Below are 25,564 nucleotides of genomic sequence, written 5' to 3'. Positions count from 1 at the left end.
GCCTCACGTCCTTCGCGCGTGCAGCAGCAGGATGGAGGCCGCCGACGGCACCGCGCAGGCCAGGCGGTCCAGCGGGCGCAGCGGACGCGGTACGCCGTGGAAGGGCGCGCCCTTCAGGGCCATGATCTCGAACCCGGCCGCGGCGACGAACTCCCGCAGGGCGCGGGCGGTGGCGAGCCGCAGATGCCCCACGACCTCCCGGCCGGGGCGGCCGTGGATCGCGCGCAGGCTGACCTCCGAGAAGACGGGCTGGACGCCCGCGAGCAGCAGGGCGCGGTTGTACCAGGCGGCGAGGTTCGGGGTGGAGAGCATGAGATGACCGCCGGGGCGCAGTACCCGGCGGATCTCGTCGAGCGCCGAGTCCGGGTCGACGAGGTGCTCGACGACCTCGCTGAACAGCACCGCGTCGGCCGCGCCGGTACGGAACGGCAGCCCGCCGTCGGTGAGTTCGCCGCGCACCGTGTACGGCAGCCGGGCGCGCGCCCGGCCGAGCGCGTCCTGGGACCAGTCGACGCCGACGATCCGGTGGCCCGCGAGGAGGGGCGCGGCGGTGGCGGCCGCGGTGCCGTCGCCGCACCCGATGTCCAGGACCGTTCTCGCGCCGTTGGCGGCCGGACCGAGGGCGGCGGCCAGCATCCGGGCCTGACGCAGACTGCGGGCGGCGCCGGAGGCGACGGGCACGGCGGGGTCCTCGTAGAAGTCGCGCAGTCCACGGCGGAGGGGGGCGGTCGTGGTCATGGGGCCTCCTCGGTGGCGTGCAGACAGTGCTCGAAGAGGTCGCGCAGCCGGACGCCGTCGTCCTCGCCGAGCAGGGCACGGGACCAGCGCAGGGCCAGATGCAGCCGGCCGGCGGTGGAGGCGGTGGTGAACGTCAGACCGCGGGGCATCCGGGCCGGGGCCGAGAACCACACGGCGTGCGCGCGGCCCGCTCCCTCACCGAAGTCCATCGGGTACGGGATACGGCCGATGTTGCTGAGCAGGGTGGTCGAGGTCCAGGGGGTCGCGGCCCGGCGCAGCGCGCGGGTGACGGCCCCGCGCCAGGCGACGGGCACGACGGGGGCCGTGAGCAGGGCGGCGCCGTGGCCGAGTTGGGGGCGGGGGAGGGACTTGAGCGCGCGGGTCCGCTGTGCGATGCGGCGCAGGAGGGCGGGCAGGTCGGTGTCGGTCAGCTCGTCGGGTGAGAAGGGGACGTCGACGAGACGGGTGCCGTTGCCGATGGGCATGCCGGCGTCCCGGGGGCGGTCGTCGACGGGCATCGTGATGCGCAGGGGGCGGGGCCGGGCACCGTGTTCCCGGTTCCAGCGGGCGACGGTCAGGGCGGTGGCCGCCATCAGCTGGTCGTTGACGGTGTAGGGGGCGCCCTTCGGTCGGCGGGGCAGGGGGAGTTCGGTGACGAGGAGGCCGTTGCCGGGGGAGGTTCCGGGGCTGCCGGGCGCCACCCGTGCGGGCGGGGCCCAGACCGAGGGGGTGCCCGGGGGCCGGGGGAGGGTCTCGGGCGGGCGTACGGGCGGCGCCGTGGGGGAGTGGTCGCGGCCTCCGTAGAGTTCGGCGGCCGTCGCGAGGATGCGCAGACAGGCGGGGCCGTCCAGGGCGGTGTGGTTGACGGTGAGGACGAGGACCGTGCCGTCGCCCTCGGTGGCGCCGGGCACCGCTTCCAGGCGGATCGGCGGGGACAGGGTCAGCGGCGGGGCCTGCGCCAGCGCCCGGGTCCTCGCCTCCCGCAGCGCGTCCGGGCCGGGCGCGGCGAAGGTGACCGCCTCGACCTCCGGGTCGCGGGTCAGCTCCCAGGTGTAGCGGCGGCCGTACCAGGGGACGGGGGCCTCGCGCATCAGGATGCGGGGGTGGAGATGCAGGGCCCGGGTGAACGCCTCGCGCAGCCGGGAGGGCTCCAGGGCGCCCGGGAGATGGACCTCGATGTGGACCGTCTCCGGTTCCGCCGCCTGGAGGCAGTGCCGGGCCACCTCGTCCACCACGGGGAACGGGATGAGGACGGGCCGCCGTACGGCATCCTCGGCGCGGTGCTCCAGCGCGGTCATGCGCCGTCCCCCTTGCTGTCGTCGGGTTCCCCGGGGGGTGTCGCCTGCGGTTTCGGCCTGCGCCACGGGAGGCGTGCGGCCGATGGCGGCTTCCATCGCGGCAGGGGCCGCGTCGGTGCGGTCTGCGCTGCGGTCGGGGCCGTCGGAGTTGCTTCCGGGGCCGTGGGGGCCGTGCCCACCGGTGGCAGTACCGCCGTCGTCCCCGGCGCGTCCGGCTCCCGTACGCTCACCAGGGCCGCGAACAGCCCGATCAGCGCGAGGAGTTGGGCCACCGGGCCGAACGCGCCCCGTCCGGCCGCCGGAGGCGCCCCCGCTCCCGTCGCCGCCGCGATCCCCGCGCCCGCGAGCGCCAGGAACGCGATCGGGACCAGCAGCGTGTGCCGCCGCCGGGCCACCAGCGCCAGCAGCGGGACCAGCAGGGCGAACGGCCCCGCGACCACGATGCCGGCCAGGGTCAGGACCACCGTGCCGAGCCACACCCCGGCACCTGGTACCGGCGCCGACGGCCCGTCCGGGTTGGGCGAGCGGCGTCGCCACAGCGTGAAGAACGCCAGCGCCGCCACCCCGGCCCCGCCGCCGATCAGCCCGGCCTGGTACGTCGTCGAGGGCGCGTACGACAGCTTCACCGTGCCGCCCGCTCCGGCCGGGATCCGCCAGCCCTGCTGCCAGCCGTCGAGCCGTAGCGGTGTGAGCTTCCGGCCGTTCAGCGTGGCTTCCCAGCCCTTGTTGTAGTTCTCGTACGTCGTCAGATACGAGGCCGCGCCCGAGCCGACCCGTACCTCGCGGCGGTCGCCCTGCCAGTCGGCGATCCGCAGTTCACGGGTCGCGGCCTCGGGCTCGGTGACCGTCCCCCGGGTCAGCGTCAGATCCGTCACCGCCAGCGGCCCGGCATCGCCCGCCTCCACCCGGTGCGCACCGGCGGTGAGGTCGACGGAGGTGCCGGCGCGGTGCTGCCGGCAGGGCGTCAGCGTCACCGGCCGCCGTTCCACCAGGTCCCGTACGGTCCCCTTCGCGCTCGTCTCGTACAGCTCATCGTCGATCGCCAGCACCGGACCCTGCCCGCACGGCAGCGAGAACGTCCGCGAGGCCGGCGGCTGGGGGGTGCGGTACTGCTCCAGCGCGGGGATGTACACCTCCGTGAGGCCCACCGGCAGACGCAGGTCGTCGCCCGCGACCGGGTTGTGGAGGGTCACCGGGGCCGTCTCGACAACCGTGATGTCCAGGTGGTCGGTGGTGATCGGGTCGAAGCGGACCCAGCCGTTCTCGTCGACGCCGGCGATCGTCGCGCCGTCCGGGGAGCTGATCTCCACCTTCGTCGGACGGCTCGACAGGCCGCCCGCGGCGGCCAGCACGATCGAGCCCACCGGTTGTTTCCCGGGCCAGGAGAGATGGATCGTGGGCCGGTTCCCGGCGATCCATGCCGTGGTCAGATCGCCGTCCGTGAGGTTGCGGGCCGACAGCCCGGCGCCCAGCTGTGCCGTGGAGTCGGCGGTCGCGGTGATACGGCTCTGCTGCTCGGGCGCGACCTGGTACAGCAGCCTGTCCAGGGCGTCGCCCGGGAGCGGCACCGCGCTCGCCGCCACCTCGAACGTCCCCGCCGCCGAGGTCGAGAAGCGCCGGTGCAGTCCGGTCTCGGTGCCTGTGGAGGACAGCCCGGTGGGGTCGGCGGCGCGGTGCAGGGAGACGATCTCGGCGCTCGCGTCGGATGCGTTCGCGTCCGTCGGCAGCCTGAGCAGCCGGGTCACCTGGACCCCGGGGACCTTGATCTCGGAGAAGCCCGCGCCCGTCAGCCCGGTCCGGTGGCGTACCGAGTCCAGGATCGTGATCCGCAGCCAACTTGTCGCGCCCGGCGGGGACTTGACGGTCTGCGTCGTACCGTCGGGGCGGAGGTAGCTGCTCACCGAGCCCTTCGCGGTCTCCACCCGGATCCGGGTCGCCGCGGAGCGGACCCCGTCCTGCGGCAGCGGGGTCACCTTCACCGAGGACGGCATGTCCACCGGTCCGGTGAACGCGATCCGCAGCCACTGCCCGTCGGCCGAGCCCGGAGCGCCCTCCGCCCAGGCCGTGTCCGGGTTGCCGTCGAAGGCGTTCACCGGGTCGTACTGCGGCAGCTGGAACAGCCAGTTGCCGCTGGAGGACGCGGTCACCGAGCGGGCGCCGCGCAACTCGGCGACCGTCTGATGGCCGAGACCCGTGACCGGCAGGATCTGGTGCGGGGGCCGCCCGGGGTCCTGCACGGCGTCGGGGGCGTTCTTCTCGTCGCGGGTGTAGGTGTACGACGTGTTGGCGTCGACCAGGCCGAAGCGGGTGTCGGCGCGGCGCAGCCCGTCACCCACCACCTGCACCGGCGAGGTGCCGAGGCCAGGGGTGTTGTCGCCGGTGAGCACGGCGGCCCGGCCCCGTATCGCCGGGTCGGCGGCCAGCGGCAGCAGCGCCTCCGGGCCGCCGGAGACGACGGCGGTGTCGGCGACCGGCAGCAGCCGCGCCGGTCCGGGCCGCGTCACCTCCGCGTTCGCCGGCTCGTAGATCTCCACGGCCCGCGCACGGGGATAGAGGCCCTCGATCTGGAGCGGGGTGTGGTGCGCGATCCGTCCCCCGGTCGTCTCCGGCCCGAAGCCGGTCACCCGGCGGTAGCCGGACTGTTCGAGGGCGCGCTTCACGGTGGTGGTGGGGACGGCGCCGATCTGGTCCGGATCGAGGTCGTTGCGTACGACCACGTAGTAGAGGCCGGCCCGGCTCAGATAGTCGGCGAGCCCCGGGATGTCACCGCCCGTCATCAGGGCCTGCTCGACCGCGTCCATCGCGCGCCGGTTGCCCGCGGCGCCGAAGGGCACGAAGTCCCGCTCGGCCCAGCGGGAGTCCGCGAGCACGTCGAGCGGCTCGTCGACGGGGGAGCCCCAGGTGTACAGGCCGTGCGCGGTCGCCGGGACGACCAGGGCGCGGGAGTCGGGGGAGTACTTCTTCAGCCAGTCGGCCGTGGCATGCCAGTACGCCGGAAGCTGCTGGAAGGAACCGGACTGGAGGATCGAGCCGTTCAGATACGGCCAGGCCAGTCCGGGCAGGACGAGCACGGCCGCGACGAGCGGGGCCAGCCGGCGGCCCCGGACCGGGCGGGCCCCGCGGGCATCGGTGGCGACCCCCACGAGATGGACGAGACCGAGCGCCGTCGTGAGCGCCGTGCCCGTCTGGAACTTGTAGATGTTGCGGAACGGCGACAGCCAGCCGTCCAGCCAGTCCCGTACGACCCCGTGGAAGGGCGCGCCGAACGAGCCGCCGTACCCGGCCAGCGTGACCACCACGACCACCAGCACGGTCAGCACCAGCCAGCGCCGCTCCGGCATGTCCCGTCTGGCCAGGCCCGCGAGGCCCAGCCCCGCCGCGAGCGCCGAGCAGACGATCACCAGGACCGAGGACGCCACGGTCCAGCCGGCCGGCAGCCACGCCTCGCCGAAGTGCAGATAGGCCACCCAGTTCCCGGCGCCGCGCAGGGACTCCACCGCCGACATGGTGTCCGTCGTGGTCTGCGCGCTCTCCACGTACGGGAGGAAGTTCTCGCCGTAGACGCCGAGCACCAGCAGCGGCACCACCCACCACGCCGTCGCCAGGACCACGCCGAGCACCCACCAGCCGATCAGCTTGCGCTGCCGGGGCCCGCGCGGCCGGGAGAGCAGATAGAGGCCGGCGGGCAGCAGGGACGCCAGGGTGGAGGCGGCGTTGACCCCGCCCATGAACGGCACGACCAGCGCCGAGCGGAAGGCGGCGACCCGGGCGGCGTAGCGCTGGTCCGTCAGCGGCAGCAGCACCCAGGGCAGGAAGGCGCCGGGCAGCGCGGCGGCCGACGTCGAGCCGATCACCACGGTGAACACCGGCCACAGCGCGTACGCCGTCGCGCCCAGCAGCCGGGAGGCGCGGGTGCCCACGCCCAGCCGCTCGGCCAGCCGCACTGCGCCCCAGAAGGCCACCGACACGATCAGCGACATCCACAGCCGCTCCGCGAGCCACACCGGCAGATGGACCAGCCTGGCCAGCGCGTAGTACGGCAGCATCGGCCACAGATAGCCGGCGTACTGGTCCTGGAGGCCCCCGAAGCCGCCCCGGTCGTGCCACAACTGACCGAGGTCGGACAGGAACTGCCAGGGGTCGACGGTGACCCCGAGCTTGGTGTCGAAGGTCTGCCGCCCCGGCTGCACGGCCAGGAACAGCACGAACACCACGGCCCAGAACCCCAGCAGCCAGCGCCGTGAGCGAGGGCCCTCCGGCGGGTCCGCGCTCCCCGCGGTGGTGGGGACGGCTGCCGGGGGAGGGGCCTGGACCGTGGTCGTCATGGGGGACACCGCCGGAGGATGAGGAGGAGGTTCCAGGTGGCGAACTCGCGCAGCCCCGGCGCCTTCACGACCGCGGACGCGAGGAACGGCCAGTAGCGGGAGCGCGCCGCGACGACCGTGACGTCGTCACGGGCACGCACCTGCCGCAGGGTGGGGCCGATGTGCACGGCGAAGAGGTTCTCGCCGAGGGTGTGCTTGGCGGGCTTGCCGGTACGGCGCCGGTAGCGGGCCCGGGCCCGCTCGGCGCCCAGGTAGTGCCAGGGCGCCCATTCGTGGCCGCCCCACGGGGAGAGCCAGTTGGTGAACGACACATAGACCAGCCCGCCGGGCCGGGTCACCCGCACCAGCTCGCTGAGGAAGGTCCCCGGATCGGCCACGTGCTCCAGGACGTTGGAGGAGAAGACGACATCGGCCGCCCCGTCGGCGAGGGGCAGCAGATACCCGTCGGCGATCACCGCCCCGGCGGGCGGCCGAGGGCCCAGCTCCCGTACGTCCGGCTCGAAGAGATACGCGTGCGCGCCACGCCGCCGGAACTCCTCGGTGAACCAGCCTCCCCCGCCGCCGACGTCCACCACCGTGCGCTCGCGCACCGGGCCGCCGTACGCCTCCACCTGGTCGGCGGCGTCCCGGGCGAGGAGCGAGTAGCAGGCGTCCGGGTCCCGCTGCTCCCGACGGAAGGCACGGAAGAGGGCGAGGGAGCGGCGCAGGGAGGGGTCCTTGAGGCCGGAGCCGGGGGGCGCGCCGGTGACCGGGTGGACGTCCGGGGCGCAGGGGCCCCTGTCCGGGCGGACGTCCGGGGTGCCGGGGTCCCTGTCCGGGACCGGGCCGGTCGCCGCGGTCACGGCGCCCAGCTCCTCACCGCCTCCGCCGCCACCGCCCGGAACCGCTGGACCGTGCGGTGCCAGCGGTACCGGGCCGCGCGTTCGCGGGCCGCCCTCCCCATGAGCCGGCGGCGGTCGTTGCTGAGCGCGAGGGCGCACCAGGCGGCGGCGAAGGACGACTCCCCACGCGCCAGCACCCCCGTCTCCCCGTCCGTGACGGAGTCTCTGAGTCCGGGCACGTCGAAAGCGATCGCCGGGGTCTTGCGCACCGCCGCCTCCGTCACCACCAGGCCCCAGCCCTCGACGGCGGAGGGATGCAGCAGGATCCAGGCGGCGCACAGCAGCCGGTGCTTCTCGGCCTCGGTGACATGGCCCGTGAACTCGACGCCGGGACCGGCGAGCTGCTCCAACCGCTCCCGCTCGGGTCCGTCGCCCACGATCACCAGACGCCCGCCGGTGACCGGGCGGACCCGCTCCCACAGCCGTAGCAGCAGATCGATCCGCTTGTACTCGACGAGCCGTCCCATCGCCACGAACAGCGGCTCGGGGGCCTTCGCCACGAGCGGCTCCGGATCCTCGACGCCGTTGTGCACGACCCGGATCCGCTCGTGCTCGACCCCGATCGCCCGCAGCGCGTGCGCCGTCGACGGGGACACCGCGACCAGCAGACCGCCGCGCTGCCCGCCAGCCAGGGCCCAGTGCTCCAGCCGTCGGCCGATCCGTGCGGCGGGCGCCAGCGGGCCCTGGAACCGCATCCGCCACAGGTCCGTGTGGACATGGTTGACCAGGCAGAGGGTGGGGCCGTGGTGCCACAACGGGGCGAGGTAGGGCATGCCGTTGCACACCTCGACCAGCAGATCGCAGTCGCCGATCCGGCGGTGCAGGGCGGGCCGGGCGCGCAGATAGTGACCCAGGTCGCCGCCCGCGGAGACGACCCGGTAGTCACGCAGGGGACTGCCGCCGGCGCGGGCGTGGTCGGCGGCGGGGGAGGCGGGCCCGCCGCACAGCAGGGTGACCTGGTGGCCGAGGCGGGTGAGTCCGTCGGCGAGGCGGTCGACCAGTAGTTCGGAGCCGCCCGCGGCCGGATTGCCGAGATCGCGTCGGGCGAGGAAGACGATGCGGCGCGGGTGTGGGGGGAGCGCCGGCGGGTGCTGCGCGACGCGCGGGACGGCGGCGCGCAGCGGGGACGGTACGTGCTGGGGCATGGGTGCTCCAACTCGTCTCGGGGTGCGGAACTCGGCGTGGGGCAGGGAGCGTGGTGATCGCCGCCCGCCGGCCGGTGCGGCCGCGGGCCGGCGCCCGGTGCGGGGGGCGCCGAGGCCGGGGTGCGCGGTCGGCCGGTGCGGGAGTGCGGGGTGGCGTTGGTGGTGGGGGGTGGGGCGGTGACGCCGGTGGTACGGGTGGCGCGGCGGTGCGGGGCGGGGGTGGGGCGTGCCTCTCCTTGGGTGGGCGGCTCGGGCAGGCCGTGCTCGGGTGGGGGTGGACAGTTTTGGCCCAGCGGTCCGTCGCGGGCTACTCACGGGGGTGACAATTTCGATGCCATTTGGAGCTGACGCCTCATCACATCGTGGCCGTGGGTCCGGACAATCCGGATGTTCCGGGATCCCGTCGCCCGCGTACCAGCAGCACACCGCCCGCCACGGCGAGGACGAACCCCGCCGCGGCGGCGCCGATCGGCAAGGGGCCGTCCAGCAGCCGTAGTTGACCGCTCTCCCGCCTGGCCTGCCGGACCTGGTCCCGCTGGGTGGCCGTGTCGAAGGCGATCTTCCGGCTGTCCAGCAGGACCACCGCGTCCTTCGCCGCCCCGGGGGCGCGCAGCGTACGCCGGGGGGCGACCCGGGCGTAGATCACCCGGCCGGTGCGCTGGTCGACGACCAGCTCGATGCCGTGGTTGGCGTACCACTCCTCGGCGAGCACCTGACCGGCGGCGGGCCGGCCGACCAGCACCCCGGGCACCAGCCGGGTGCCGACCTCGGCCGGGGCGACCGTGCCGGTGAAGCGGTAGCCCGTGTAGCCCTGGATCTTCCGGGTGCCGGCGTAGTGCAGCGTCACGGTCGAGCCGAGGGAGTCGTCCCACCACTGGTAGGAGTGCCGGCCCACGTCGAAGGGGAACTTGAGATACGCGTCCCCCTCGAAGGTGGGGCTCTCGTGGCAGCAGTGCACCGGCTCGTTGGTCCTGCGGTTCGTGACCCAGCGGCCGGGCATGAACTCCAGCGCGCCGTGCGGGTCGGCGGCCGGCCGCGTGCTGCCGGTGTCGACCGTGGTGGTCACGTCCCAGACCGCGGCCCCGCCGCGCTCGCTGTCGGCAACGTCGCCGCGCACCCGCTGGGTCACGGTGATCCGCTGACCTGGGACGGTCCGCACCTGGTCGGCGTCGAAGACGCTGCCCGTGCCGACGTAGACGGCGGTCGTGTCGATGTCGATCGGGTTGACGGCGACCCGCGGCGCCACGTACCACGTGAGCAGCGGGGCCAGCACCAGCAGGAAGGTGCCGAGGCCCAGCAGGGCCAGGGAGACAGGTCGGACTCTACGGCGCATCCGGGCACTCCAGGGGCGTCAGACGGCTCGACTCACGCGGGATACGGGTGGGCCGACACCAGAGGGAAAGTGCGCGTGCGGTCTGGGCCGGGAACCGTAGGCGCCTCTTGACGGAGTGTCAATCACTTGTCGAAACTGGGTACTTGCCGGTACGGGGCCGGCAGGGCAGGTGCCGCGGAGTGACCGCTCGCGGTCGCGCGGCGCACCGGGGTGGGGGACGACCTCGACAGAGAGGCTTACCCTGCGATGTCCAGACTTCCAGCCGCCCTCCTCACCATGGCGGCCGCCGCCGCGCTCGCCGTGGGCGCCGCGCTCGGCGTCGTCGCCCTCCTCGACGCGACGCCCGCGCAGCCGAACACTCCGCTGATCACCTACGAGAACACCGGCCAGGAGCGCTGATCCGTGACGGCCCGCCCGGGAACCGTCACGACCCGCTCCGCCTGGTACGCGGTGCCCCGCCCCCAGGCGCGGCGGTTCACGGCGCTGGCGATGGCCGAGGCGCCGGCGCTCGCCGAGGAGATCCTCAAAGAGATCCGCCGGGAGTATCCGCATCTTCCGGTGGTGCTCGACGACTCCGGCGAACCCATGGCCCTGGTCGGGATCCGCCGCGCCATCGAGGTCTTCGTCCAGCATCTGGAGTCCGCGGAGGGCCGTGCGCGCGTGCATCCCGAGGTCTTCCAGGAGTTCGGGCGCGGCGAAGGTCTGGAGGGCCGCAGCCTCGACGCGCTCCAGGCGATCTACCGGCTCGGCGTGCGGCTCGCCTGGCGGCGCTTCGCCGAGATCGGCCAGCGGGTCGACATCCCGCCCCCGGCGATGTACGAGCTGGTCGACGCCGGATACGAGTACCTGGACGGCCTGGTCGACCAGTCCGTGCGCGGCTATGCCGAGGCGGCGGCCCGGCAGGCGGGCGAGCGCCTGAGGCTCCAGCGGCGGCTGATGGAACTGCTGCTGTCCGAGCACCATCGGAGTGACACCGCGGACGCGCTCGCCGACCGGGCGGCGCGGGTGGGCTGGCCGCTGCCGGAGAAGGTCGCCGTCGGCGTGCTGATCCGCCCGGCACGGGAGGCGGTGGCGCCGGCGGTCGGCCAGGGCGTGCTCCTCGACCTGGAGTACGAGCGGCCCCGCATGGTCGTGCCCGAGCCGGACGCGGCGGGCCGTCCCGAACTGCTGCAACGGGCCCTGAGCGGATGGGCCGGGGCGATCGGGCCGCCGGTAGCGCTCGCCGACGCGGCGAAGTCGCTGCGCTGGGCCGAGGCGGCGGTGCGGCTGATGGAGCGGGGGCTGCTGCCCGGCGGGGAGGTGCTGCAGTGCACCGAGCACACGGAGGCGCTGGTGCTGCTCCAACCGGAGGAACTGATCGACGACCTGACGCTGCGCTGCCTCGCACCGCTGGCCCAGTGCGGGCCGACCCATGCGCGCCGGCTCGCCCAGACGCTGCTGGCCTGGCTGGAGACCCGGGGCGGGGCGCCGGAGGTGGCCGCCCGGCTGGGCGTCCATCCGCAGACCGTCCGCTACCGCCTGCGGCAGATCCGCGAACTGTGGGGGGACGAGATCGATGACCCGGACCGCCGCTTCGAACTGGAACTGGTCCTGCGCGCACAGCGCCTCAGAGGAGAACTGGGCGACCCCGGCCTCCACCGCTGACGACACCGGGCACGGGCCCCATCCTCGTACCCCTTGTGCCCAGCACCGTCGCCGTTTCGCCCGGCCTCCGTGGTCACAGCAGGACCATGGCCCCCAAGGTGCACGCCCCGCACGCCCATTGCCCGCCCAAGCCCAGTATGACTAGCCTGTGTTCGCCATGCCGATCGCCAGTTGAAATTTCGAACACAGAGAGGGGGCCGATCGTGGGACGCCTTGTACCTGCCGTGACACGGGCTCTCGACATACTCGAGCTCTTCCTCGACGGGGACGGGACGCTCTCCGCCCCCGACATCGTGCGCAGGCTCCAGCTGCCGCGCACGACCGTGCACGAGCTGGTCACCACGCTCGCCGCCCGGTCCTACATCGTCCCGGTGCCGGGGCAGCCGGGCCGCTACCGGCTCGGTGTGCGCCCGTACCAGCTCGGCAGCCGCTACGCCGAGCAGCTGGACCTCGCCGCCGAGGGCCAGCAGATCGCCCGCTCGGTCGCCGAGACCTGCGACGAGACCGTGCACGTGGCCATCCTCGAAGGCACCGACGTCATCTACATCGCCAAGGTCGACTCCACGCATGCCGTGCGCATGGTGTCGGCCGCCGGCCGCCGGCTGCCCGCCCACTGCACCTCCGTCGGCAAGATGCTCCTCGCGTCCCTCCCCGAGCCGGAGCTGGCCGCGCGCATCCCGGACGACGCCGAGCTGGTCGCCATGACCCCCAACAGCATCACCGACCCGGCGGTGCTGCACGAGGCGCTGAGCGGGATCCGCACCCGCGGCATCGCCGTGGAGACCCGCGAGTCCAACCCCGACGTCAGCTGTGTCGCGGCCCCCGTGCGCGACCGCACCGGACAGGTCGTCGCCGCGCTCTCCATCTCCGTGCCCATGATCCGCTGGAGCGAGGACCGCCGCGCCGAGCTGGAGCAGCTCGTGGCGAAGGGCGCCGCGGAACTGTCCGAGCGACTCGGCCACCGGGGCGCCGCATGACGCCGTACGAGATCGCCGTACGGGAGTACGCGGCTCTCGGCGAGGGCCCGACGTGGGACGCCGCCGCCGGGCGGCTGATCTGGGTCGACATCCTGGGGTCCCGCGTTCACACCTACGACCCCGCCTCCGGGCGCCGCACCGTGATGGCGACCGAGCAGCATGTGGGCGCCGCCAAGCCGCGCGCGGGCGGCGGTCTGGTGGTCAACCTCAGGGACGGCGTCGGCCTGTACGGGCCGGACGGGGGCGACTTCCGCTGGCTGCACCGCGAACCGGTCCCCGGCCGCCGCGGCAACGACGCGGCCGTCGCCGCCGACGGCTCGCTGTGGGCGGGCACCATGCGCTACGACGAGGCGCCGGGCGGCGGCGCCCTGACCCGCCTCGTCCCGGACGGAACCGTTCTGCCCGTGCTGGACGACGTCGCCGTCAGCAACGGCACGGGGTGGAGCCCCGACGGCCGGCTGATGTACTACATCGACTCGCCGACCCGCCGGATCGACGTCTTCGACATCGGCGAGGACGGCCTTCCGGCCGGCCGGCGCCCGCTCGCCCATGTCGAGCAGGGATTCCCCGACGGGCTCACCGTCGACGCCGACGGCTGCGTCTGGGTCGCCCTGTGGGACGGCGGCGCGGTCCACCGCTACACCCCCTCCGGCGAGCTGGACCGCGTCCTCCGGCTGCCGGTGCGCCGCCCCACCGCGTGCGCGTTCGGCGGCGCCGATCTGTCGGACCTCTACATCACCACGGCCCGTACGGGACTGGAGGCACCGCATCCGCTCTCCGGCTCGCTCCTCGTCGTCCCCGGCGCGGGGAAGGGCCTGCCGCAGCCCGTGTTCATGGGCTGACACCCGCCCGCCGGCCGTCCCCCGGCCCCTGCCCGGTCGTCGGGCGGGGGCCGTTCTCTGCGTACGGCCGCCGCCGCGTCACCCCCTCCCGGAGCACACGGCCGGAGCCGTCGGCCCGGAGCCGCTGTCCCGGAACCCGAGCCGCGCCCGGCCGGGCGCTCGCACCGGACCGCGACCGGACCACTGGGGTGGTGCAGGGCGCCGACCGCGCCCGTGTACGGCGTGGGTCCACGGAACCGGCCCCGGATCCGCGTTCAATCGCGCCGGGGTACCGGAACACCGGGCAGCAGCGCGCCCGCCGCCCCGGACCTTTGATCCGCTGCCGATCCGTCCCCGAGGGAGAGTGCGATGAGCGTCGCGGCGATGATGCCGGCACCGTCCGGTCCCTATCTGGAGGCGGGCCTGCTGCCCGCCGACTTCTATGCCTACGAGGAACTGCTGTCGGACAGCGAGCGGGAGAAGATCGAGTCCGTCCGCGAGTTCCTCCGCACGCAGGTCGCCCCGATCGTCGACGACTACTGGTCCCGGGCAGAGTTCCCCTTCCAGCTGATCGAGGGCTTCGGGAGACTCGGTCTGATGGACTGGGCCGACCCGGACTCGCCGGAATCCAGGCCGAGCAACCTCTTCGCGGGCCTCATGTCCCTGGAGCTCGCGCATGCCGACGCGTCGGTGGCGACGTTCTTCGGTGTGCACACGGGTCTGGCGATGGGCACCATCCTCGCCTGCGGTTCCGAGGAACAGCAGCGGCGATGGCTGCCGGCGATGAGCCGCTTCGAGAAGATCGGCGCCTTCGGGCTGACCGAGCCGCACGGCGGCTCCGACGTGGCCGGCGGCCTTCGGACGACCGCGCGCCGCGACGGCGACGCATGGATCCTCGACGGAGCCAAGCGATGGATCGGCAACGCGACGTTCGCCGACCTCGTCGTCGTCTGGGCCCGCGACGTCGAGACCCGTCATGTGCTGGGCTTCGTCGTGGAGAAGGACACCCCCGGGTTCACCGCGACGAAGATCGAGCACAAGATGGCGCTGCGGATCGTGCAGAACGCCGACATCGTCCTCGACGGCTGCCGGGTCCCGGAGGCCAACCGGCTGCAGAAGGCGAACTCCTTCAAGGACACGGCCGACATCCTGCGCCAGACCCGCAGCGGCGTGGCGTGGCAGGCGGTGGGCGTGATGTTCGGCGCCTACGAGATCGCCCTGCAGTACGCGAAGGAGCGGGAGCAGTTCGGGCGCCCGATCGGAAGCTTCCAGCTCGTCCAGGACCTGCTGGTGAAGATGCTCGGCAACGCCACGGCCTCCTGCGGGATGGTGACGCGCCTGGCCCAGTTGCAGGACGCGGGGATCTACCGGGACGAGCAGTCCGCGCTGGCGAAGGCCTACTGCACCGCGCGGATGCGCGAGAACGTCGGCTGGGCGCGCGAACTTCTGGCGGGCAACGGCATCGTCCTCGACTACAACGTCGGCCGCTTCGTCGCCGACGCCGAGGCCATCTACTCGTACGAGGGCACGCGGGAGATCCAGACCCTCATCGTCGGACGCGCCGTGACCGGCGGCCTGAGCGCCTTCGTGAGGTGATGACCATGACCACCGAATCCGTGTTCACCGGCCTGAAGGTCCTCGACGCGTCGTCCTTCATCGCGGCACCGGCCGCGGCCACCGTGCTCTCCGACTTCGGTGCGGACGTCATCAAGATCGAGCCACCGGGGCAGGGCGACCCCCAGCGGCGGCTGAGTTCCGTGCCGCCCAGTCCCCAGGCACAGGCCAACTACAGCTGGCACCTCGCCAACCGCAACAAGCGCGGCATGGTGATCGACCTGAAGTCCCCGGCGGCCACCGAGATCCTCAAACGCCTGGTCGAGTGGGCCGACGTGGTGATCACCAACTTCCCCCACGGCACGCGCGAGAAGCTGCACCTCGGGTACGAGGAGGTCGCGGGCTGGAACCCGCGGGTCGTCTACGCCGACATCACCGGCTTCGGAGACGCCGGTCCCGACGCCGGGCAGCCGGGCTTCGACCTGACCGCGGCCTGGTCGCGCAGCGGGCTGCTGGCCTCCACCCGGGACGCGGGAGCCCCGCCGACGGTGCCGGTCTGGGGCAGCGGCGACTACATGTCGGCGATCGCCGTCTACGCGGCGATCGTGACCGCCCTGTACCGCCGCGAACGGACGGGACAAGGGGCCAGCGTCGGGACGTCGTTGCTCGCCGCGGGCGTCTGGGCCACGGGCACGCTCGTGGCCGGCGCGCTCGCCGACGGCACGCCGTTCGAGCTGCACGACCGGAAGGCGCCGGCGAACCCGCTGATCAACCCGTACCGGACCGCGGACGGCGAATGGTTCATGCTGGTCGCCTCACCCGCGCACTGGCCGGGACTGACGCGGGCCATCGGACACCCCGAGCTGCTCGAGGATCCCCGTTTCGCGGACATCGAGGCCTTGGTCCGGAACGCCGCCGCGCTGGCCGAGCTGCTCGACACCGAGTTCCGCTCGCGGCCCTTCGCCCACTGGAAGGACGTCCTGCACCGGGAACGCGTCGTCTACAGCCTCATTCAGACGCCGGAGGAGGCCGCGCAGGACCCTCAGCTGCGCGCGAACGACATCGTCGTGCCGCTGGAAGGAGTCCCCGGGCTGGCGGAGACCATCAGCAGCCCGGTCAATCTGCGAGGGGTGCCGAAGGTGCCGGCCAAGCGGGCACCGGAACTGGGCGAGCACACCGACGAGATCCTTGCCGAGATGGGATTCGGCCCCGCCGAGATCGCCCAGCTGCGCACCCAGGGAGCGATCCCGGGCGCGCCGGGGACGGAGCCGACGCCATGAGCACGGACAGCCGGACGGACCCCGCCGTGCCGCACAAACCCGTCCACCGTGTGACGATCGTCGGCACCGGCACCATCGGCGCGAGCTGGGCCACGCACTACCTCGCCCGCGGCTTCGACGTCATCGCGACCGACCCCGCCCCCGGCGCGGAGACGGCCCTGCGGTCGTACGTGGAGGCGGCCTGGAACGCGGCGGCCACCCTCGGGCTCGCGCCCGGAGCCTCGCCCGAGCGCCTGGGCTTCACCACCGACCTGCGACAGGCCCTCGCGGACGCCGACTTCGTCCAGGAGAACGCGCCGGAACGCCCGGAACTCAAGGTCAAACTGTTCGCCGACATCGACGACGCCACACCGCCCGACGCCATCATCGCGTCCAGCACGTCGGGCATCACGATGAGCGACATCCAGGCCGAGTGCCGGCATCCGGAGCGGACAGTCATCGGCCACCCCTTCAACCCCCCGCACATCATCCCGCTGGTGGAGGTCGTCGGCGGCACGAGAACGGCCCCGGAGACGATCCGGGAGGCCATGGCCTTCTACGCCGCGATCGGCAAGAAGCCGATCCACCTCAAGAAGGAACTGCCCGGGCACGTCGCCAACCGCATCCAGAGCGCCCTGTACCGCGAGGTCGTGTATCTCATCGAGCAGGGAGTGCTCGACGTCGGCGACGCCGACGACGCCGTGTCCTGGGGCCCGGGACTCAGATGGGGCGTGATGGGCCCGAGCCTGCTGTGGCATCTCGGCGGCGGCGAGGGCGGTATCCAGCACTTCATGGACACTCTCATGCCGCGGATGGTCGCGTCCTGGCAGGAGCTGGGCACGCCCGAGTTCACGCCCGAACTCAGGGAGAAGATCGTGGGCGGCGTCCTGGAGGAGGCGGGGGGCCGTTCGATCGACGAACTGGCCGCCCGGCGCGACGCGATGCTGTTCGGCCTGCTGGCGGCGCGTGCGAGCCAGGGCGACCTGCGACCCGGGAGCGCGGGCGCCGACGGGCCGACGGGGGAGGGACGATGACCGGGCCGCAGGACAGACTGTTCGTGCTGGAGGCCAGCAGCGGCGGCCGGCTGTTCTCCGTGCACCCCGACGGCTCCGGCAAACAGGTCCTCGTCACCGGATGCAGGATCCCCGACGGGATCGCCGTCGATGCCGGGGCCGGGCACGTCTACTGGACCAACATGGGGATCCCGTCGGCGGACGACGGCTCGATCGAACGCGTGGACCTGGACGGCGGCAACCGTACGACGATCGTCCCGACCGGCATCACCCACACCCCGAAGCAACTCCAACTGGAGCCCACGACCCAAAAGCTGTACTGGGGTGACCGGGAGGGGATGCGCGTCATGCGCTGCGACCTCGACGGCTCGCACGTCGAGACCCTCGTGCAGGCGGGCGAGGGCGACGAGGACCGCCGCGACGAGACCAGATGGTGCGTGGGCGTGGCCGTGGACCCCGGCGCCGGACACCTCTACTGGACCCAGAAGGGCCCGAGCGACGGGGGTCTCGGGAGGATCCTGCGCGCCGGAGCCGACGTACCGGCCGGTGAGACCGCGGCCGGCCGGAGCGACATCGAGGTGTTGTTCGAGGGGCTGCCGGAGCCGATCGACCTGGAACTCGACCTCACGGCACGCATGCTGTACTGGACGGACCGCGGGGACCCGCCCCGGGGCAACAGCGTGAACCGCGCCCCGCTGGACCCGCCGCCCACGGGCCGCCGGGAGCCCGAGATCCTGTGGACCCACCTGATGGAAGGCATCGGCCTCGCCCTGGACCGCGCGTCCGCCCGCCTCTACGTGACGGACCTGGGCGGAACCGTCTACGCGGCCGACTTCGACGGCTCGGCCCGCAACGAGATCCTCGTCGTCCAGGGCAACCTGACGGGAATCGCCCACGCCACCCTTCCCGCGGAACGGCCGCGCGCCTGAACTAGTGCCCCGGGCCGGGGGAGTTCACCAGGGATACCGGGACTCCTCCGGATGCCCGGCCGAGCAAGGTCAGTGTCACTGCTCCCGGGCCGGAGGGTGTGGTGCCGTCGGACAGGACGGCGAGGGCGAGTGTGTTGGCTCCCCGTGTGTTCAGGATTCCGTTCGGCAGGACGAAGGTGTGCTGGGGGCCCACGTCGTTGATGTACTGGCCCATGTTCCAGCCGTTGAGGAAGATCTGTACCCGGTAGGCGCGGGACGGGTCGTCCGTGAGGGTCAGGCCGATCGACGCGTCCGTGGCGGGGTCGACCGACAGCCGGAAGCCGGTCCGGTACCAGACCACGCCCTGTCGTCGCTCGGAGTTCGGGACGTGCGCGGGCCGCCAGTCGTGGTCGTGGAAGCCGGGCAGGTGCCAGCCCTTTCGTTCGCCGTACAGACCGCCGTTGTTGAGCGGGCCGCGTACGGGGTCGGGGGCGGTCGCCCCCTGGATCCGCCAACGGACGGACGGGGAGGCGCCGTTGAAGGCGACCGAGGCCAGGCCCCGGCCGGCCTTGTGGGTGTCGTCCGCCCGGCCGTCCTGGTCGTGCTGCATGCGGCGGACGAGGACGGAGAGGACGTGCGGGCCGTTCTCTCGCAGAGGCGGGCTCCCCGGAGCGAGCGGGAACGTCGCCGTGGCCTTCCAGGTCGCCTGCCGGACGGTGCTCGTGTCCGGTACGGGCATCCGGTGGATGCCCAGCGGGCGGCCGTCCAGCCATGCCATCAACAGGCCCTGGGTGCCGGAGACATAGGCGAGGGACACCGACTGGGCCCCGGCCGCGCCCTCGAAGCGGCCCCGGTACCAGACGTCCCCGTAGTGGAAGCCGTAGTCGTCGGCGAAGAGGACCGGCCCCCCGGCGGGCGCCGGGGTCGTGCTGAAGGACGTGGTCAGGTCGGCGGTCCGCCACGCCGAGTCGTCGAAACCGGCGGCGGACTCGGGGTTCTCGTCCTTGCGGAGCCACTCCGTCAGCGCGGGCAGCAGCACGGCCCCGGCGCCGGGCAGTCGTCGCTCGGCGCGCAGGCTGCCGGAGCGGGTGGGCCGTGTGCGCAGCCCGGCCCCGTTCCAGACGACCTCGCTCACCCCGCGCGGCGCCCACAGCTCCAGGTCCGCCTCCTCGACCGTGTCGCCGGTCAGCTCGGCGGTCGCGCCGCGCAGGACGGCGGTGCGCAGCAGGGCGGGCCCGTGCACCAGGACCGGCCCCGAGGGGGTGGTGCGCGGCCACAGCCGTACGGAGGCCGCGTCGTCGGCGAGCAGCAGAAGCAGGGGGGTCGCCCCGCCCCTGCCCGTCACCGCGATCCTGGTGAGGCCGTCGAGCCGGGCACGCACACGCAGGACGCCGCCCTCGTACGCGCAGTCGGCCGTGCCCTCCAGCACGGTGACGGCGGGCTCGCTCGCGCACTCCAGGACGGTCTCCGTCTCCTCGCCCGTGCGGCCCGTGAACACGGCGATGTCCTGGCGTCCGGCGGTCATGCGCAGCATGGGCTGCGCGGTGGAGTGGCGCAGTGTCCACCGACCGAGGGAGATCCCGGCGGCCAGCAGCCGGGCGTCCCGGCCGGGGACCGGCACCGAGACGGTCGTCCCGGCGAGCGGCAGGGCGGCGACGGCGTCGGTGGAGGAGTCGTTGCGCAGCACGTACACGTGCGCCCCGGTGTCGGGGTTGACGAGGTGGTAGGCCCGGATGTCCTGCGTGCCGACGGAGATGTCCGCCGCCCGGTCCAGCTCGGCCAGGTCGGGGAAGCTCTGCAGCAGATGCCCGACCTGGTGCATCGGCACGAGCTTGGCGGTCGGCTGCCGGGCCTCGTCGAGGGCGGCCCCGTAGTCGTACGACGTGTAGACGACGGGCGCGGGCAACCAGCCCCAGGAGGTGCCGCCGAAGGTCATATAGACGTTGTGGACCTTGATGCCGTTGGCGAGGTTGGTCAGATAGAAGCGCCGCTCGTACGCCGCGTCACGGGTGCGGCGTGATGCGGCGTATCCCTTCCCGCCGAACTCCGCGCCGCCCCAGGGATCGAACCAGCCGCCCCCGAACTCGGCGATGAGACCAGGGGTTTCGGGACTGGCCGTGGAGCCGCCCTTGATGCCGCCCGGGCCGAAATACCCCCAGTCCGGCGGTGTCCGGAACGGCGACGGATAGCCGTCGAAGCCGTACAGCCAGCGGCCGCGCTCACCTCCCGTGTCGAACGTGCCGGGCGCCCAGTACCCGTTTCTGCCCTTGTCGTTGTGGAACAGCGGCACGTCGATGCCGTCGGCCCGCACCTTCCGGTACAGATGGGCCATGTAGTCGCGGCCGGTGGGCTCGGTGACGTGGTTCGCGTACTCGTTCTCCAGCTGGTACAGGACGACCGTGCCGACGCCCCTGGTGTACAGGTGCCGTACCGCGATCCGGTTCACGGCGGTCAGCCACTCGTCGACGTGACGCAGATACGTCGGGTCGGCCGTGCGGGCCGTGCCCCGGGTGGCGGTCAGCCAGCCGGGGAAGCCGCCCGCGTCGACCTCGGCGTTGATGTACGGGCCCGGGCGCAGGGTCACATACAGCCCGGTCTCGGCGGCCATGCGCAGGAACAGGTCCAGATCGCGTACGCCCGTGAAGTCGTAGGAGCCCGGGGCCGGGGAGTGGTAGTTCCAGGCGACGTAGACGCTGACCGTGTTGTAGCCGTGCGCGCGGAGCTTGTGCAGCACGTCCCGCCACAGGGACGGGCTCGGCAGCCGGAACGGGTGCATCTCGCCGGACCACAGCACGACCCGCCGGCCGTCGACGATCATCGAGTACCGGTCGAAGTCCACCCGGTGCTTCCGGCCGTCCGCGCCCGGCGTGCCGGGCGGCGGGCCGGTCGGCGCGGCGGCGGCAGCCACGCACATGGCGCTGCTCCCGCCGAGCGAGAGCCCGAGCGCTGCGGTGCCGGCGATCGCGCTGAAGGTACGTCTGCTCAGCTCCAAGACAGTCTCCTCGACGGGCGCGGATGCGGCCATTGTGCATGGGGGCAGGGCCGACAATGGGTCCATGAGGATCTCGGCGCGGGCGGATTACGCGGTAAGGGCGGCGCTGGAGCTGACCGTCCGGCAGGGGAGCGGTCCGGTCAAGGCGGAGACGGTCGCCTCCGCGCAGGGCATTCCGCACAAGTTCCTGGAGGGCATCCTCGGCGATCTGCGCCGCGGCGGCCTGGTCGACAGCCGGCGCGGCGGCAGCGGCGGTTACCGGCTCGCCCGCCCCGCCGACGCGATCACGGTCGCGGACGTCATCCGCGCGGTGGACGGCCCGATCGTCTCCGTACGCGGCGAACGCCCGAGCCGGCTCGCCTACACCGGCCCCGCCGAGCCGCTGCTGCCGCTGTGGGTGGCGGTCCGGGCGAACGTCCGCCGCATCCTGGAGGGCGTCACGCTCGCGGACATCGCGTCGGGCACCCTGCCGGCACCGGTGCGTGAGCTGGCGGAGGAGCCGGCGGCCTGGGAGAACCCGTAGGCGGACGGGTGTGCCCTCCGGCCGTGGGCCGGGGCCTCAGCGGTTCTTCGTCGGCCGTCGGGCGGGCGGAGCGGGGGTGGCCGGGGCATCGGCCGGCGCGGAGGGTTCGGCCGGTTCGGTGGTCGAAACACGCCCTAGTCCGACTGCTGCTCCCCCTGCCCGCTCATCATGGCCACCAGGTTCTCCGTGGCGTCCGGGCCGAAGAGGAGATCCAGGCCCTGGGCCGACTGGACGGCGGTCTGCTCCGCGCGCGGGAACAGGGCCTGTTCGTAGGCGAGAAGACCGGTGTCGAAGGCGTCCGGGTGGGCCGCCAGGGCCGTGGCGAGTTCCGCGCCGTCCTGCAACGCGGCGTTCGCCCCCTCGCCCGCGAACGGCGACATCAGGTGCGCCGCGTCGCCGAGGAGCGTCACGCCTGGCATGTGTGCCCAGCGGTGGCCGACCGGGAGGGCGTGGATCGGTCGCGGAGTCATGGCGTCGTCCGCGTCGGCGATCAGGGCGCGCAGCCGGTCGTCCCAGCCCTCGAAGTGGGCGAGCAGCGTCTCCTTGACCGAGTCCGGGTGCGTGAAGTCGAGCCCCGACAGCCAGTCCTCGGGGACCTTGAACGCGACGTACGCGTGGATCGAGCCGTCGGTCTCCAGGTGCGTGAGGATTCCCTTGCCGTCGGCGAGCGCGAACATCATGCCGCCGCCGAGGAGCTCGGCCGTCGCGGGGTGCCGTACGGCCGCCTCGTACAGGTCCGTCTCGACGAAGGACACCCCGGCGTAGGCGGGCACGGCCGGGGAGAGCAGGGGGCGGATCCGGGACCAGGCGCCGTCCGCGCCGATCAGCACGTCCGTGGTGAAGACGGTGCCGTCGGCGAGCGTCACCTCGTGGCGTCCGTCGCCCAGGGCGCGGGCGCCGGTCACCTTGGTGTCCCAGCGGACCGTGCCCTCGGGTAGTGAGTCCAGCAGGATGCGCCGCAGGTCGTTGCGGTCGACCTCGGGCCGGCCGGCCTCCCCGGCGTCCTTGTGGCGGACCGTGCCGTCCGGGTCGAGGGCACGGAACTCCTCGCCGCCGGGGTGGACGATCGCCCGGAACTCCTCGAAGAGCCCGGCGGCGCGCAGCGCGGCCTGCCCCGATTCCTCGTGGATGTCGAGCATGCCGCCCTGGGGGCGGGCGGTGGGGGAGGCGTCGCGTTCGTAGACGACCGCCTCGATGCCGCGCACATGCAGCACTCGGGCCGCTACGAGACCGCCGAGACCGGCGCCGACTATGGCGAGGGTGTGATGGGTGGACATGGTTGCCTCCTCAGGGAGTACGCGCAGTGGTGGGCGGCTCGGGTGCCGCCGTGATGCCGCTGATCAGCACCTGGAATCCCCAGGCCAGACGGGCCTCGCCGGGGCCGGACACCAGGACCGTGCCCAGCGCGGCGATCTGCGGGTGCCGCTCGGGCCGGACGCCCAGCAGGGCCCGGGTCAACGCGTCCCAGTCCTCCTTGGCCTCGGGTGTCCGGCCCTGGGTGGAGTGCTCGGCCGCGCTCGCCGTCGCGTACTGCAACAGCAGGTCCAGGCCCCATGACGCCCGCCCGGGCGGCACCTCTCCCTCGGCGAGCAGGGCGAGGATCGCCTCCACCAGGTTGAGGTAGTGCTCGCCGTGCGGGCGGGCCACCAGGGCCGCGCGGGCCAGCGCGGGGTGTGCGAAGAGCACGTCGACATACGAGGTCAGCAGTCGGACGAGCCGGTCGTGCCAGTCGCCCTCGGTGCCCACGGGGGAGAGGTCCACCTCGCCGAGCAGCCGGTCGAGCACGGCCGCGTGCAGCTCCGCCGTGTTGCGGACGTAGACGTACAGCGACGCCGGACCCGTGTCCAGCTCCTGCGCCAGCCGCCGCATGGTGACCCGGTCCAGGCCCTCGGCACGCATCAGCGCGACGGCGGTGTCGATGATGCCGTCCCGGGTGAGGGCCGGTTTGGCGGGGCGGTCGCGGCGGCTGCGGGGGGCCGGGGGCTGTGCTGTCATGCCGCCACCGTAACGAACGTGTTCGTCGCGAACAAGTTCGACACGAACATGTTCGTGAGTGGGAGCGGGGGCGTGCGCCCTCCGAAGGCTGCGGCTTCCTGCTCGCCCCCCACGCGCCGTCGGCCACCGTCCGGTTGCCTCCCGCCGCACATGGTCACGGGCTGTCACGGGTACATTCCAGGGTGTGAGCGCGTGCGCCGTCATGGCGTACGCGGCGTCGACCTGGTGAAACACCCTTCTAGGCCGTCAGATTGAGCGCATGACCGCACCTTCAAGCCCCCAACGCCCGGTTACCGTAAGTGTGTTCTCCCAGCGCTTCAGCGCCACCACGCGCGGCGCTCGCCTTGCCCGGCACCTTGCCCTGCACCAACTGCACACCTGGGGTATCCCGCACGGCACCGAGACCTCCGACGCCACCGCCGTGATCGTGGCCGAACTCGCCGCCAACGCGGTGACCCACGGCCGGGTGCCCGGGCGGGACTTCGAGCTGCGGCTCTCCCTCGTCACGGGCAGTGTCCGCATCGAGGTCAGCGACACCCGCAGCGGACCGCCCCGCCCGCCGGGGCCCGGCGGCACGGCGCCCCCGGCTCCGCTGGCGGAATCCGGCCGCGGGTTCCTCCTCGTCGACGCGCTCGCCGCCCGATGGGAGGTGCTGGACCGGGACCCGCCGCCGGGCAAGACGGTGCGGGCGGAGGTGGATGTGCCGGGGTGGCTGTGTCTGGTCAGAGACCGAACGACGGGAGCGCGCCCGGGGTCCGCGGTGTGACCGGTCCGGTCCGGTACGGCCCTGGCGCGCCTCGCCTTTTCAAATGCAACGGGGTGGTGGCGGCACTGGGCCGCCACCACCCCGTATCAGGGTTCAGGCCTGTCAGTAGGGGCCGTTGACGTTGTCGATCGAACCGTAGCGGTGGTACGCGTAGTTGCACGCTGCGGTGATGTTGGCGACCGGGTCGTAGATGTTCCACGACGTTCCGGGCACGTGGTACGCGTTGAACGTCGGCTGGATCACCTGGAGCAGTCCCTTGGAGGGGATGCCGGCCGCGGCGTTGGAGTCCCACAGGTTGATCGCCATCGGGTTGCCCGAGGACTCACGGATCACATTGCGGTAAATGCCGTTGTAGCTTCCCGGAATGCCGTTCTGCTTCATGACCGCCAGCGAGTGCTTGATCCAGCCGTCCAGGTTGTTGGCGTAGGTCTGGACACCGGCGGGCGTCGCCGTGGTCTTGGCGGGGGTGGCGGTCTTGGCCGGTGCCGCGGTCTTGGCCGGTGCGGTGGCGGTGGTCGACCCGGTGGGCAGGGTCAGGACCTGGCCCGGCTGGATGGTGTACGGGCTGAAGAGGTGGTTGGCCGTCGCGATGGCGGGCCAGCCGCCGGGCACCTTGTAGGCGCGGGCTATCGAGGCGAGGTGGTCGCCGGGGTGGACGGTGTAGGTCGAGGCGGCGGTCTTGGCGGCCTTGGTGGCCAGAGCGGCCTTGGCGGCCAGAGTGGCCTTGGCCGGGGCGGCCTGGGCGGCCGCGGCCGTTCCGAACAGGGCTGTGCAGGCCAGCGCGAAGGTGCCGACGGTGACGGCGCCACCGGCGGAGAACCGGCGTGTCCGGGACGAGCGCTTAGCGGCGTGACGGGGCATGGTGCGGTCCTCATTCCAACGGATTGCATTGAGCGCAGTTGCCGGTTCCCCTCGACAAACAGCACCGCATTTCGTCTTGCGTCGTCCTGCGGCGGGCCCATTCTTAGCCGTAAGGAATAACTAAACAATTCCCCCTTTTACTAAGGGGGGTAGTTGGACGGGCGCATCGGACCGGATTCGGATGCTGAATCCGGGAGGTTTAAGGGCCACGTAAAGCACTAGGGTGCTTCGTAAGTGAAGTGCATCACGCCGAATGGAAATCGGGAATGGAGGCTTTGCGATCGCACTTAGCTGGCAATTCGGATTAAGGGCCTCAATGGTGCGGACGGCAATGAAGTGGTGTTTTGTGATTTATCGGTTTAAATCGGGCATATGGTGACGATGGAGTGGGCCGCAGACACGGTGGACGCACGGTGGATCGAGCCGCATACGACGAACGCCGTCGGCGGCCACGAGGGACTTCCTCGTTGCCGCCCACCGCGGTGGGTGTGCGACCCCCCCGGGGGCCCCGGGGGGGGCGGGCGCGGCAGC

20 protein-coding genes are annotated in these 25,564 nt (G+C 72.9%); 10 read left to right on the top strand and 10 right to left on the bottom strand.

All coding sequences use genetic code 11. The annotated features are described in order from the left end of the window. Positions 1-3: 3 nt before the first annotated feature. From AB0L95_RS34630 to AB0L95_RS34605, 6 genes are all read right to left on the bottom strand, one after another. The gene (locus AB0L95_RS34630; protein WP_365168843.1) at positions 4-738 is read right to left on the bottom strand and encodes a class I SAM-dependent methyltransferase; all 735 of its coding nucleotides are present in this window, start codon (positions 736-738) and stop codon (positions 4-6) included. Further along, a complete protein-coding gene (locus tag AB0L95_RS34625) occupies positions 735-2,036 on the bottom strand; it encodes a condensation protein (protein WP_365168840.1) in 1,302 nt (433 codons plus the stop codon). Before AB0L95_RS34625 ends, AB0L95_RS34630 begins: the two co-directional genes overlap by 4 nt. Then, the gene (locus tag AB0L95_RS34620) at positions 2,033-6,361 is read right to left on the bottom strand and encodes an alpha-(1->3)-arabinofuranosyltransferase family protein (protein ID WP_365168838.1); all 4,329 of its coding nucleotides are present in this window, start codon (positions 6,359-6,361) and stop codon (positions 2,033-2,035) included. The genes AB0L95_RS34625 and AB0L95_RS34620 overlap by 4 nt, the downstream gene beginning before the upstream one ends. Continuing rightward, positions 6,358-7,068: a class I SAM-dependent methyltransferase gene (locus tag AB0L95_RS34615; protein WP_365168915.1), complete on the bottom strand. Its 711-nt coding sequence runs from the start codon at positions 7,066-7,068 to the stop codon at positions 6,358-6,360. Before AB0L95_RS34615 ends, AB0L95_RS34620 begins: the two co-directional genes overlap by 4 nt. Before the next feature lie 131 nt (positions 7,069-7,199). Further along, a complete protein-coding gene (locus tag AB0L95_RS34610; protein WP_365168835.1) occupies positions 7,200-8,387 on the bottom strand; it encodes a glycosyltransferase family 4 protein in 1,188 nt (395 codons plus the stop codon). A 355-nt stretch (positions 8,388-8,742) separates the two neighbouring features. Next, entirely contained in the window at positions 8,743-9,720 is a 978-nt protein-coding gene (locus AB0L95_RS34605) for a DUF3068 domain-containing protein (RefSeq protein ID WP_365168832.1), read from the bottom strand. A 246-nt stretch (positions 9,721-9,966) separates the two neighbouring features. Between AB0L95_RS34605 and AB0L95_RS34600 the strand changes: the two genes are divergently transcribed. The 8 genes from AB0L95_RS34600 to AB0L95_RS34565 all read left to right on the top strand — a co-directional run bounded on the left by AB0L95_RS34600 (position 9,967) and on the right by AB0L95_RS34565 (position 17,917). Continuing rightward, positions 9,967-10,119 carry a hypothetical protein gene (locus AB0L95_RS34600; protein ID WP_365168829.1) on the top strand — a complete coding sequence of 51 codons (153 nt, stop codon included), beginning with the start codon at positions 9,967-9,969 and terminating at the stop codon, positions 10,117-10,119. Between the two features lie 3 nt (positions 10,120-10,122). Then, positions 10,123-11,364 (top strand): helix-turn-helix domain-containing protein, encoded by a 1,242-nt coding sequence (locus AB0L95_RS34595; RefSeq protein WP_365168827.1) that lies wholly within the window; start codon positions 10,123-10,125, stop codon positions 11,362-11,364. Positions 11,365-11,567: 203 nt separating this feature from the next. Then, entirely contained in the window at positions 11,568-12,341 is a 774-nt protein-coding gene (locus tag AB0L95_RS34590) for an IclR family transcriptional regulator (RefSeq protein WP_365168824.1), read from the top strand. Further along, a complete protein-coding gene (locus tag AB0L95_RS34585) occupies positions 12,338-13,183 on the top strand; it encodes an SMP-30/gluconolactonase/LRE family protein (RefSeq protein ID WP_365168821.1) in 846 nt (281 codons plus the stop codon). Before AB0L95_RS34590 ends, AB0L95_RS34585 begins: the two co-directional genes overlap by 4 nt. A 348-nt stretch (positions 13,184-13,531) precedes the next feature. After that, positions 13,532-14,758: an acyl-CoA dehydrogenase family protein gene (locus AB0L95_RS34580; protein ID WP_365168819.1), complete on the top strand. Its 1,227-nt coding sequence runs from the start codon at positions 13,532-13,534 to the stop codon at positions 14,756-14,758. A 5-nt stretch (positions 14,759-14,763) separates the two neighbouring features. After that, positions 14,764-15,996 (top strand): CoA transferase, encoded by a 1,233-nt coding sequence (locus AB0L95_RS34575; protein ID WP_365168816.1) that lies wholly within the window; start codon positions 14,764-14,766, stop codon positions 15,994-15,996. Beyond that, positions 15,993-17,009, top strand: a complete 1,017-nt coding sequence (locus AB0L95_RS34570; RefSeq protein ID WP_365168814.1) for a 3-hydroxyacyl-CoA dehydrogenase NAD-binding domain-containing protein — start codon at positions 15,993-15,995, stop codon at positions 17,007-17,009. Before AB0L95_RS34575 ends, AB0L95_RS34570 begins: the two co-directional genes overlap by 4 nt. Next, entirely contained in the window at positions 17,006-17,917 is a 912-nt protein-coding gene (locus tag AB0L95_RS34565; RefSeq protein ID WP_365168811.1) for a 3-hydroxyacyl-CoA dehydrogenase, read from the top strand. The genes AB0L95_RS34570 and AB0L95_RS34565 overlap by 4 nt, the downstream gene beginning before the upstream one ends. Position 17,918: 1 nt before the next feature. Here AB0L95_RS34565 and AB0L95_RS34560 read toward each other — a convergent pair whose 3' ends face one another. Continuing rightward, positions 17,919-20,888: a beta-galactosidase gene (locus AB0L95_RS34560; protein WP_365168809.1), complete on the bottom strand. Its 2,970-nt coding sequence runs from the start codon at positions 20,886-20,888 to the stop codon at positions 17,919-17,921. A gap of 64 nt (positions 20,889-20,952) precedes the next feature. Here AB0L95_RS34560 and AB0L95_RS34555 point away from each other — a divergent pair, with 64 nt between their 5' ends. Further along, positions 20,953-21,411 (top strand): Rrf2 family transcriptional regulator, encoded by a 459-nt coding sequence (locus AB0L95_RS34555; protein ID WP_365168806.1) that lies wholly within the window; start codon positions 20,953-20,955, stop codon positions 21,409-21,411. Positions 21,412-21,545: 134 nt separating this feature from the next. Here AB0L95_RS34555 and AB0L95_RS34550 read toward each other — a convergent pair whose 3' ends face one another. Continuing rightward, the gene (locus tag AB0L95_RS34550; protein WP_365168803.1) at positions 21,546-22,688 is read right to left on the bottom strand and encodes an NAD(P)/FAD-dependent oxidoreductase; all 1,143 of its coding nucleotides are present in this window, start codon (positions 22,686-22,688) and stop codon (positions 21,546-21,548) included. A 10-nt stretch (positions 22,689-22,698) separates the two neighbouring features. Beyond that, positions 22,699-23,406: a TetR/AcrR family transcriptional regulator gene (locus AB0L95_RS34545; RefSeq protein ID WP_365168800.1), complete on the bottom strand. Its 708-nt coding sequence runs from the start codon at positions 23,404-23,406 to the stop codon at positions 22,699-22,701. Positions 23,407-23,665: 259 nt separating this feature from the next. On the opposite strand from AB0L95_RS34545, the gene AB0L95_RS34540 reads away from it, so the two are divergent. Beyond that, complete coding sequence (locus tag AB0L95_RS34540) at positions 23,666-24,172, top strand: ATP-binding protein (RefSeq protein WP_365168798.1); 507 nt, start codon at positions 23,666-23,668, stop codon at positions 24,170-24,172. Positions 24,173-24,274: 102 nt separating this feature from the next. On the opposite strand, the gene AB0L95_RS34535 is transcribed toward AB0L95_RS34540, so the two are convergent. Further along, entirely contained in the window at positions 24,275-25,033 is a 759-nt protein-coding gene (locus tag AB0L95_RS34535; protein ID WP_365168795.1) for a LysM peptidoglycan-binding domain-containing protein, read from the bottom strand. Between the last annotated feature and the right edge of the window lie 531 nt (positions 25,034-25,564).

The sequence above is a fragment of the Streptomyces sp. NPDC052036 genome (assembly GCF_040680495.1).
GTDB lineage: Bacteria > Actinomycetota > Actinomycetes > Streptomycetales > Streptomycetaceae > Streptomyces.
Note: the sequence above shows the minus strand (reverse complement) of the source record. Positions and strands in the feature narration are given on the sequence as shown.

What these genes read in the sequence shown, in the direction of transcription:
- AB0L95_RS34630 (WP_365168843.1), bottom strand. Translation starts at nt 738, where the DNA reads ATGACCACGACCGCCCCCCTCCGCCGTGGACTGCGCGACTTCTACGAG.
- AB0L95_RS34625 (WP_365168840.1), bottom strand. Translation starts at nt 2,036, where the DNA reads ATGACCGCGCTGGAGCACCGCGCCGAGGATGCCGTACGGCGGCCCGTC.
- AB0L95_RS34620 (WP_365168838.1), bottom strand. Translation starts at nt 6,361, where the DNA reads ATGACGACCACGGTCCAGGCCCCTCCCCCGGCAGCCGTCCCCACCACC.
- AB0L95_RS34610 (WP_365168835.1), bottom strand. Translation starts at nt 8,387, where the DNA reads ATGCCCCAGCACGTACCGTCCCCGCTGCGCGCCGCCGTCCCGCGCGTC.
- AB0L95_RS34605 (WP_365168832.1), bottom strand. Translation starts at nt 9,720, where the DNA reads ATGCGCCGTAGAGTCCGACCTGTCTCCCTGGCCCTGCTGGGCCTCGGC.
- AB0L95_RS34600 (WP_365168829.1), top strand. Translation starts at nt 9,967, where the DNA reads ATGTCCAGACTTCCAGCCGCCCTCCTCACCATGGCGGCCGCCGCCGCG.
- AB0L95_RS34585 (WP_365168821.1), top strand. Translation starts at nt 12,338, where the DNA reads ATGACGCCGTACGAGATCGCCGTACGGGAGTACGCGGCTCTCGGCGAG.
- AB0L95_RS34580 (WP_365168819.1), top strand. Translation starts at nt 13,532, where the DNA reads ATGAGCGTCGCGGCGATGATGCCGGCACCGTCCGGTCCCTATCTGGAG.
- AB0L95_RS34575 (WP_365168816.1), top strand. Translation starts at nt 14,764, where the DNA reads ATGACCACCGAATCCGTGTTCACCGGCCTGAAGGTCCTCGACGCGTCG.
- AB0L95_RS34570 (WP_365168814.1), top strand. Translation starts at nt 15,993, where the DNA reads ATGAGCACGGACAGCCGGACGGACCCCGCCGTGCCGCACAAACCCGTC.
- AB0L95_RS34565 (WP_365168811.1), top strand. Translation starts at nt 17,006, where the DNA reads ATGACCGGGCCGCAGGACAGACTGTTCGTGCTGGAGGCCAGCAGCGGC.
- AB0L95_RS34555 (WP_365168806.1), top strand. Translation starts at nt 20,953, where the DNA reads ATGAGGATCTCGGCGCGGGCGGATTACGCGGTAAGGGCGGCGCTGGAG.
- AB0L95_RS34550 (WP_365168803.1), bottom strand. Translation starts at nt 22,688, where the DNA reads ATGTCCACCCATCACACCCTCGCCATAGTCGGCGCCGGTCTCGGCGGT.
- AB0L95_RS34545 (WP_365168800.1), bottom strand. Translation starts at nt 23,406, where the DNA reads ATGACAGCACAGCCCCCGGCCCCCCGCAGCCGCCGCGACCGCCCCGCC.
- AB0L95_RS34540 (WP_365168798.1), top strand. Translation starts at nt 23,666, where the DNA reads ATGACCGCACCTTCAAGCCCCCAACGCCCGGTTACCGTAAGTGTGTTC.
- AB0L95_RS34535 (WP_365168795.1), bottom strand. Translation starts at nt 25,033, where the DNA reads ATGCCCCGTCACGCCGCTAAGCGCTCGTCCCGGACACGCCGGTTCTCC.